2 tRNA genes and 2 rRNA genes are annotated in these 3833 nt (G+C 50.5%); all 4 read right to left on the bottom strand.

From position 1 onward, the window contains the following. Positions 1 to 1520, bottom strand: a 23S ribosomal RNA gene (locus JFT66_RS29580); the annotation flags it as partial. 249 nt (positions 1521 to 1769) lie between these two features. Continuing rightward, positions 1770 to 1845, bottom strand: a tRNA-Ala gene (locus JFT66_RS29575). Between the two features lie 30 nt (positions 1846 to 1875). Further along, a tRNA-Ile gene (locus JFT66_RS29570) sits at positions 1876 to 1952 on the bottom strand. An 83-nt stretch (positions 1953 to 2035) separates the two neighbouring features. Continuing rightward, positions 2036 to 3572, bottom strand: a 16S ribosomal RNA gene (locus JFT66_RS29565). Between the last annotated feature and the right edge of the window lie 261 nt (positions 3573 to 3833).

The raw sequence follows: 3833 nt of genomic DNA, 5'->3' as shown, positions 1-3833 counted from the left end.
TAACTCGTCATCAGCTCTCGGCCTTAGAATCCCGGATTTACCTAAGATTCCAGCCTACCACCTTAAACTTGGACAACCAACGCCAAGCTGGCCTAGCCTTCTCCGTCCCTCCATCGCAATAACCAGAAGTACAGGAATATTAACCTGTTTTCCATCGACTACGCTTTTCAGCCTCGCCTTAGGGACCGACTAACCCTGCGTCGATTAACGTTGCGCAGGAAACCTTGGTCTTTCGGCGTGGGTGTTTTTCACACCCATTGTCGTTACTCATGTCAGCATTCGCACTTCTGATACCTCCAGCAAGCTTCTCAACTCACCTTCACAGGCTTACAGAACGCTCCTCTACCGCATCACTTACGTGATACCCGTAGCTTCGGTGTATGGTTTGAGCCCCGTTACATCTTCCGCGCAGGCCGACTCGACTAGTGAGCTATTACGCTTTCTTTAAAGGGTGGCTGCTTCTAAGCCAACCTCCTAGCTGTCTAAGCCTTCCCACATCGTTTCCCACTTAACCATAACTTTGGGACCTTAGCTGACGGTCTGGGTTGTTTCCCTTTTCACGACGGACGTTAGCACCCGCCGTGTGTCTCCCATGCTCGGCACTTGTAGGTATTCGGAGTTTGCATCGGTTTGGTAAGTCGGGATGACCCCCTAGCCGAAACAGTGCTCTACCCCCTACAGTGATACATGAGGCGCTACCTAAATAGCTTTCGAGGAGAACCAGCTATCTCCGAGCTTGATTAGCCTTTCACTCCGATCCACAGGTCATCCGCTAACTTTTCAACGGTAGTCGGTTCGGTCCTCCAGTTAGTGTTACCCAACCTTCAACCTGCCCATGGATAGATCGCCCGGTTTCGGGTCTATTCCCAGCGACTAGACGCCCTATTAAGACTCGCTTTCGCTACGCCTCCCCTATTCGGTTAAGCTCGCCACTGAAAATAAGTCGCTGACCCATTATACAAAAGGTACGCAGTCACCCAACAAAGTGGGCTCCCACTGCTTGTACGCATACGGTTTCAGGATCTATTTCACTCCCCTCTCCGGGGTTCTTTTCGCCTTTCCCTCACGGTACTAGTTCACTATCGGTCAGTCAGTAGTATTTAGCCTTGGAGGATGGTCCCCCCATATTCAGACAAAGTTTCTCGTGCTCCGTCCTACTCGATTTCATGACTAAGAGATTTTCGCGTACAGGGCTATCACCCACTATGGCCGCACTTTCCAGAGCGTTCCGCTAATCTCAAAGCCACTTAAGGGCTAGTCCCCGTTCGCTCGCCACTACTAAGGGAATCTCGGTTGATTTCTTTTCCTCAGGGTACTTAGATGTTTCAGTTCCCCTGGTTCGCTTCTTGCACCTATGTATTCAGTACAAGATAACCATCTTATGATGGCTGGGTTCCCCCATTCAGACATCTCCGGATCAAAGTCTGTTTGCCGACTCCCCGAAGCTTTTCGCAGGCTACCACGTCTTTCATCGCCTCTGACTGCCAAGGCATCCACCGTATGCGCTTCTTCACTTGACCATATAACCCCAAGCAATCTGGTTATACTGTGAAGACAACATTCGCCGAAAATTCGATAATACTCAATTACGAGTAACTCACAAATTTTACCTTAGCCTGATCCGTTACCAGTGAAAGTAACGTTCAGTCTATCTTTCTATCACATACCCAAATTTTTAAAGAACGATCTAATCAAAGACTAGAAATCAACATTCACCATCGCATTGATGGAATGCTCATTTCTAAGCTTTCAAACTTCAGAAGCAGTAGTGGTGGAGCCAAACGGGATCGAACCGTTGACCTCCTGCGTGCAAGGCAGGCGCTCTCCCAGCTGAGCTATGGCCCCGTATTTCTACAGGCGTTTCCCACACAAAATTGGTGGGTCTGGGCAGATTCGAACTGCCGACCTCACCCTTATCAGGGGTGCGCTCTAACCAACTGAGCTACAGACCCAATTTCGGGCTGCTTCTTTATCGTCTTCTTCAATGAATCAAGCAATTCGTGTGGGAACTTATGGAGCAGCTGATGTCGTCGATTAAGGAGGTGATCCAGCCGCAGGTTCCCCTACGGCTACCTTGTTACGACTTCACCCCAGTCATGAATCACACCGTGGTAACCGTCCTCCCGAAGGTTAGACTAGCTACTTCTGGTGCAACCCACTCCCATGGTGTGACGGGCGGTGTGTACAAGGCCCGGGAACGTATTCACCGCGACATTCTGATTCGCGATTACTAGCGATTCCGACTTCACGCAGTCGAGTTGCAGACTGCGATCCGGACTACGATCGGTTTTGTGGGATTAGCTCCACCTCGCGGCTTGGCAACCCTCTGTACCGACCATTGTAGCACGTGTGTAGCCCAGGCCGTAAGGGCCATGATGACTTGACGTCATCCCCACCTTCCTCCGGTTTGTCACCGGCAGTCTCCTTAGAGTGCCCACCATTACGTGCTGGTAACTAAGGACAAGGGTTGCGCTCGTTACGGGACTTAACCCAACATCTCACGACACGAGCTGACGACAGCCATGCAGCACCTGTCTCAATGTTCCCGAAGGCACCAATCTATCTCTAGAAAGTTCATTGGATGTCAAGGCCTGGTAAGGTTCTTCGCGTTGCTTCGAATTAAACCACATGCTCCACCGCTTGTGCGGGCCCCCGTCAATTCATTTGAGTTTTAACCTTGCGGCCGTACTCCCCAGGCGGTCAACTTAATGCGTTAGCTGCGCCACTAAGAGCTCAAGGCTCCCAACGGCTAGTTGACATCGTTTACGGCGTGGACTACCAGGGTATCTAATCCTGTTTGCTCCCCACGCTTTCGCACCTCAGTGTCAGTATCAGTCCAGGTGGTCGCCTTCGCCACTGGTGTTCCTTCCTATATCTACGCATTTCACCGCTACACAGGAAATTCCACCACCCTCTACCATACTCTAGTCAGTCAGTTTTGAATGCAGTTCCCAGGTTGAGCCCGGGGATTTCACATCCAACTTAACAAACCACCTACGCGCGCTTTACGCCCAGTAATTCCGATTAACGCTTGCACCCTCTGTATTACCGCGGCTGCTGGCACAGAGTTAGCCGGTGCTTATTCTGTCGGTAACGTCAAAACACTAACGTATTAGGTTAATGCCCTTCCTCCCAACTTAAAGTGCTTTACAATCCGAAGACCTTCTTCACACACGCGGCATGGCTGGATCAGGCTTTCGCCCATTGTCCAATATTCCCCACTGCTGCCTCCCGTAGGAGTCTGGACCGTGTCTCAGTTCCAGTGTGACTGATCATCCTCTCAGACCAGTTACGGATCGTCGCCTTGGTGAGCCATTACCCCACCAACTAGCTAATCCGACCTAGGCTCATCTGATAGCGCAAGGCCCGAAGGTCCCCTGCTTTCTCCCGTAGGACGTATGCGGTATTAGCGTCCGTTTCCGAACGTTATCCCCCACTACCAGGCAGATTCCTAGGCATTACTCACCCGTCCGCCGCTCTCAAGAGAAGCAAGCTTCTCTCTACCGCTCGACTTGCATGTGTTAGGCCTGCCGCCAGCGTTCAATCTGAGCCATGATCAAACTCTTCAGTTCAAACATCTTTGGGTTTTTAAGAAACCCTAAACTTGGCTCAGCAATCGTTGGTTACATCTTTGATTTCTCGCGGAGTAACTTGTGATGCTGATAATCTTGTTGACTATCAGTCTGACTCCACAAGCACCCACACGAATTGCTTGATTCAGTTGTTAAAGAGCGGTTGGTTAAGATCTTTCGTCTCAACCGAGGCGCGCATTCTACAGCAGCCTCATTTGCTGTCAAGTGATTATTTTCAGAAGCTTTCGAAGATTTCTTCAA

It is taken from the genome of Pseudomonas sp. MF6755, from assembly GCF_016405635.1.
Lineage (GTDB): Bacteria > Pseudomonadota > Gammaproteobacteria > Pseudomonadales > Pseudomonadaceae > Aquipseudomonas > Aquipseudomonas haemolytica.
This window is presented reverse-complemented; position numbering and strand designations above follow the sequence as displayed.